This window comes from Plesiomonas sp. (genome assembly GCF_051650925.1).
Classification (GTDB): Bacteria; Pseudomonadota; Gammaproteobacteria; order Enterobacterales; family CAMTGL01; genus Plesiomonas.
In genome coordinates this window covers 1-5,317 of record NZ_JBOFRH010000473.1, presented here as the reverse complement: position 1 = coordinate 5,317, position 5,317 = coordinate 1, and the positions used below count along the sequence as shown (strand labels likewise).

Annotated in this window: 6 protein-coding genes; 2 read left to right on the top strand and 4 right to left on the bottom strand. The window is 46.8% G+C overall.

What is annotated here, in order from left to right; translation table 11 throughout:
- Positions 1-89: 89 nt before the first annotated feature.
- The 4 genes from ACRC27_RS11485 to lolC are packed head-to-tail and all read right to left on the bottom strand — an operon-like array spanning position 90 to position 4,215.
- Positions 90-1,043, bottom strand: coding sequence for an SPFH domain-containing protein (locus ACRC27_RS11485; protein ID WP_438623146.1), 954 nt, complete (start codon positions 1,041-1,043; stop codon positions 90-92).
- A gap of 25 nt (positions 1,044-1,068) precedes the next feature.
- Entirely contained in the window at positions 1,069-2,313 is a 1,245-nt protein-coding gene (gene lolE / locus ACRC27_RS11480; RefSeq protein ID WP_438623145.1) for a lipoprotein-releasing ABC transporter permease subunit LolE, read from the bottom strand.
- Positions 2,313-3,017 carry a lipoprotein-releasing ABC transporter ATP-binding protein LolD gene (gene lolD / locus ACRC27_RS11475; protein WP_438623144.1) on the bottom strand — a complete coding sequence of 235 codons (705 nt, stop codon included), beginning with the start codon at positions 3,015-3,017 and terminating at the stop codon, positions 2,313-2,315. The genes lolE and lolD overlap by 1 nt, the downstream gene beginning before the upstream one ends.
- Complete coding sequence (lolC, locus tag ACRC27_RS11470; RefSeq protein ID WP_438623143.1) at positions 3,010-4,215, bottom strand: lipoprotein-releasing ABC transporter permease subunit LolC; 1,206 nt, start codon at positions 4,213-4,215, stop codon at positions 3,010-3,012. The genes lolD and lolC overlap by 8 nt, the downstream gene beginning before the upstream one ends.
- A 324-nt stretch (positions 4,216-4,539) precedes the next feature.
- On the opposite strand from lolC, the gene ACRC27_RS11465 reads away from it, so the two are divergent.
- Both ACRC27_RS11465 and ACRC27_RS11460 read left to right on the top strand, forming a co-directional pair.
- The gene (locus tag ACRC27_RS11465; protein WP_438629636.1) at positions 4,540-5,106 is read left to right on the top strand and encodes a PilZ domain-containing protein; all 567 of its coding nucleotides are present in this window, start codon (positions 4,540-4,542) and stop codon (positions 5,104-5,106) included.
- A 3-nt stretch (positions 5,107-5,109) separates the two neighbouring features.
- Positions 5,110-5,317 (top strand): hypothetical protein (locus tag ACRC27_RS11460; RefSeq protein ID WP_438639919.1); only part of this gene is annotated, 208 nt, incomplete at its 3' end.

The window sequence follows — 5,317 nt, the reverse complement described above, 5'->3', positions numbered from 1 at the left end:
CAGATACCCCGCAGTACCAAGCATTTCACAAGCGAGAAGCACCAGACCTAAAACAATCCAGTGCAACGCTGACCATGCAGAAAATGCGCTTAGCACGAACGTTCGCCTTGTTTATTTGCACTATTTTTAACGCTCGGATCTGCTTTTAATAACTCGGAGATGCCGCCAATAGCGCCAATTAAACCACTCGCTTCCAATGGCATTAACACAATTTTGCTGTTCTCAGCCTGACCAATGGCCTGCAACGCTTCTGTGTATTTTTGTGCGACAAAGTAGTTAATGGCTTGCATGTTACCGGCACTGATTGCATCTGAAACCATCTGGGTTGCACGCGCTTCGGCTTCTGCAGCACGCTCACGCGCTTCAGCTTGCAAAAATGCGGCTTGACGCTCCCCTTCAGCTTTTAAAATTTGTGACTGTTTATCACCCTCAGCACGTAGGATCTCTGCCTGACGAACACCTTCTGCCTCAAGAATATCTGCGCGCTTATTTCGCTCAGCTTTCATTTGCGCATTCATTGCTGCAATCAACTCTTGTGGTGGGCGCACATCGCGGATCTCGATACGGGTAATTTTCACACCCCATGCATTGGTCGCTTCATCTAAAATCCGCAACAAACGGCTGTTAATGGTATCGCGCTGTGAGAGCATCTCATCAAGCTCAAGTGCGCCTAATACGGTACGAATATTGGTCATAATCAGGTTACGAATCGCGTTCTCCAGATCATTGACTTCATACGCGACTTTTGCCGGATCAAACACTTGCACAAAACAGACCGCATCAATCGTGACATTCGCGTTATCTTTCGAGATAACCTCTTGTGAGGGAATATCCAGCACCCGCTCCATCATATTGATTTTATGCCCAACACGATCAATAAAGGGGATCACAAAATTCAAGCCGGGCACGAGTGTATTGGTGTAACGGCCAAAACGCTCGACTGTCCACTGATAACCCTGCGGGACAATTTTGAACGCGGTAATAATGATGATAAATGCCACTATGACAAAGGCAAATATGGGTGAAAATAGCGTAATATCCATCAGTTAACATCCTTGATTAATGCGATTACTGGCCACTCAATACGCGGGCCGGATCGATACGGGTTGCACGCCATGCCGGATAAAGACTGGCAAGCAAGCTTAAGATGATGGCGGTGATGGCAACTAAAACAACATCCTGTATACGCAGTTCACTGGGTAGAAAATCGACAAAATAGATATCACCCGACAAGAATTTATGCCCCACCAGTGTCTCTATTGCACGAATAATACTCGTTAAATTCAGTGATAACAGCACCCCGCCGATGACACCAAAAGTACAACCCACCAGCCCAGCCATCATGCCGTACCACAGGAAAATATTACGGATGATTCGGTTGTTTGCGCCCATTGTCCGCAATACGGCAATATCACTTTGTTTGTCTTTTACCGCCATCACCAGCGTAGAGACAATGTTAAAACAGGCCACACTGATCACTAATACCATGGCCAGATACATGATCACACGAACCATCTGAATATCACGGTACATATAGCCATATGTGCCCATCCAGCTACGCACATAACCGTATACACCGGTTAAGCGCCCTGCATCACGCACTATTTTTGAGGCTTCAAAAACTTTATCCACCTTCATGGCAACACCGCTGACACCCTCGCCTAAATCAAGATACTCTTGCGCATCACGCAGAGGAACCATCCCAAAGGTGTGATCTAGCTGGCCGTGTAGTTGTAATAAGCCGGTAACTTGTAAACGAATACGCTTTGGCTGACGCAGTTTCATTTCAGGATCAGGATTTGGGATCATCAGAGTCAACCAATCGCCGACTTTAATGCCAAGAGAATCAGCAACTCCTTTTCCCAAAATAAGCTCATTTTTACCAGAACGGAACGTTTTCCATGCATCCCCTAAAACAAATTGGGGTAATGCACTGATCTTCTCTTCAGAGGCCGGATCAACTCCACGGATTTGTACGGCTTTAAGCTGTGTTCCTTGATCTGCTAATGCAGTAAAGGTGACATAAGGCGCAGTTGCCACAATTCCGGGGTGACGTTGTAACCTTGTCTCGACTTTTTGCCAATCAAGCAAACTACCTTCAGCGGGAGTAATTTCACCGTGTGGTACAACGGCCAGAATACGGTCATTGAGTTCACGTTGAAAACCATTCATGGCACTTAAGCCCATGATTAAAACCGCAACACCCAGTGCAATACCCAGTGTAGAGATAACCGAGATAAATGACACCATACCGTTGCGACGGCGCGCTCGGCTATAACGTAACCCGATAAACAGTGATAACGGACGCAGCATTAACGCCCCCCTGTTTTGACACTGAGTTCACGGGTAAGTAAACCATCACGCATCTCTAGCTGTCGACTTAACCGACCGGCGAGATTCAGATCATGTGTTACGACTAAAAAGGTTGTGCCGTGCCGTGCGTTTAATTCACCCAATAGCTCAAAAATACCGTCAGCCGTACGCTGATCAAGGTTACCCGTAGGCTCATCAGCTAAGACCAGTGAAGGTTGATTGACCAGTGCGCGAGCAATGGCAACGCGCTGACGTTCACCACCGGATATCTCAGACGGACGATGATCGACTCGGCGGGCAAGGCCCACTGCAGTCAACATTTCTTGTGCACGTTGTTGAGCGACTTTTGGTGACTCTCCGGCAATTAACAGCGGCATAGCGACGTTTTCTAATGCCGTAAAGTCAGGCAATAAGTGGTGAAATTGGTACACAAAGCCAATATGATCATTGCGCAGCTTAGCCTGCTCAGAGTTGCTCATAGCGTAGACATCTTTGCCCTGAAACAGCACTCGCCCTGATGTGGGTTTATCCAGCCCACCGAGTAAATGCAGCAGTGTACTTTTCCCCGAACCGGAGCTACCGACCACCGCCACCAGTTCCCCTTTTGCCAAGGTGAATGAGACGCCGCGTAATACGTCAGTCTCCATGCCGCCTTCACGGTAGGTTTTGACGAGATTTTCACAGACTAACAGTGGCTTATTCATAACGTAGTGCCTCGGCAGGTTTGACAGCTGATGCGCGCCAAGCAGGATATAAGGTGGATAACAGTGCCACGATAATGGCAAAAAGAATGATGGTGATAATTTGCAGTGGTTCAACCACAACAGGAAGCGAGCTGCTCTGTAAAAGCTCTATCCCTAAAAGAGATAAAATGCTGTTGAGATTTGTGGCAATCAACGCACCCAACGCGCCCCCACACAGTGCGCCCACCACGCCAGCAGACGCGCCTTGGGTAATAAAGATGATCATAACTTGACGCGCGTTAAGCCCCAGTGTTTGTAAAATCGCAACTTCACCCTGCTTCTCCATCACCATTAAGCTCAGTGAGGTGATGATATTAAAGGCTGCAACGGTAATGATCAGACTTAGAAGCAGCCCCATCATGTTTTTTTCCATTTTGACAGCCTGAAACAACTCGCCTTTACGGGCACGCCAATCTTCCCAAATCAGGTGATCGGGCAGCGGTGTTTTAGCAACTTGCGCAACATCAAGTGGATCTTTTAGGAATAACCGCCACCCGCTGATATCACCATTAGGTAAACGCATTAACCGTGCAGCATCTTGAATATTCACTAAAATTTGTGATGCATCAACATCACTACCGGCAGAGAAAATACCTGATACAGTAAACAACCGCTGACTTGGAATTCGCCCCATAGGGGTAAATTGCGATGCACTGGTGACCATAAGGCGCACTTTATCACCCAGCACAACGCCAAGCTGACCGGCCAAGGTATCCCCCAAAATAACATGGTATTCACTTGGCTTGAGTGAATCGAGCGAAGAGTCAATCAGGAACGCAGAGAGTGGATCGCCCTCTTTCGGATCAATACCGAGCATGACGCCTGCACCAATATTTTGTGCACTTTGAATAATCACATCACCCATCACCAAAGGGGTATGATTGACGACATCAGGGATCATTGCCAGTTGACTAAACGGAACAGTATCAGGGTTTATTGAGCCCTGTTCTGAGGTAATTAATACCTGAGGCATCAAATTCAGGGTGTTATCTTTCAAATCGCGCTCAAAACCATTCATCACCGAAAGCACAATGATCAGGGCCAAGACCCCAAGCGTGATCCCCATGGTGGATAAACGGCTAACAAAACGCCCAAAACGATCACCGGTGCGACCGCGCAGATAACGTAAGCCAATAAATATTGAAGCCGGAGTAAACATAAGAAGTAGGCTTGACCGTAAAGTAAAAATAAGATTAACCCGATGAAACAGAAAATCAGCGTTTTTTCTTGCCAACCGGAATAAATACACAAGGTTACTGGGTGATATTATTCACTATTTACAGAAAAACTTACACAAGATTAGCATTTAACATTGTCTCGCATCACAACTGGACACAAACATTGTGCTTAACTCTTAATAAGTAGGGATAAATGGCGCTGTCAGGCTTGTTTTACGCCGCTTGTAGCAGTTTTTCGGTTGTCTTTCCTCTTCCTGCTACATCTCTGATAATATCCTCTTATTGATATGAATCAGGTTTTTGCTATGGATCAGGGTCACTTTTTTTCCGTTCAACAACGTTTATCCGTTAACATCATTCCTTTAGCACAAGGAACACCGCTACCCGATCAGGCAACATTTGAACGCGAAATTCCTCTGCCTTTTCGCATTGCCGCAGAAACGGCACACCTTGATGCCAGCGGTATTCGCTCACTACAAAATCTAGGTTCTGCTGCTGATGATTTGGTCAATTTTTTGCATGTGCAGCAGCAAAAAATCGATCTCTTAGTACACTATATTTTAGGGCAAGAAGATCAGCCGACCCACCGACATACCACTCACTCATTCAGTGCCGGAGGTGTGCGCTATTTTTGCGAAACGCTTCCCGCCCTTGGCACACACATGTGCATCAAGCTTTTTTTGCCTCACCCTGCTGCCGCTATTTATTGCTACGGTGAAGTCGAGGCGATTGAAATAGAGCAAGGCCAGCCTCTGGTGCAAATTCGCTTTACCCATTTGCGTGATAATGATCAGGATTTGCTGATCAGAGCCGCCTTATATACACAACAGCAACAGCTCAAACAACGTGCCGAGCTCAGAGTAAAAGCCTAATCTATGACACAGCATAATTATCTTAATCTGAATTTGCCGGTCAAAGCCGGTGATCACCGATACGTCGGGCAATTAGTTGGCTCGTCACTGGCTTTAGCCGCAGCAGAAATTGGTCAGCAACATAACGGCCCTATCCTGCTGGTTACAAAAGACAGCCAGACTGCACTGCGCCTGACGCAAGAGATCCGGCAGTTTAGTGAGCATACCCCAG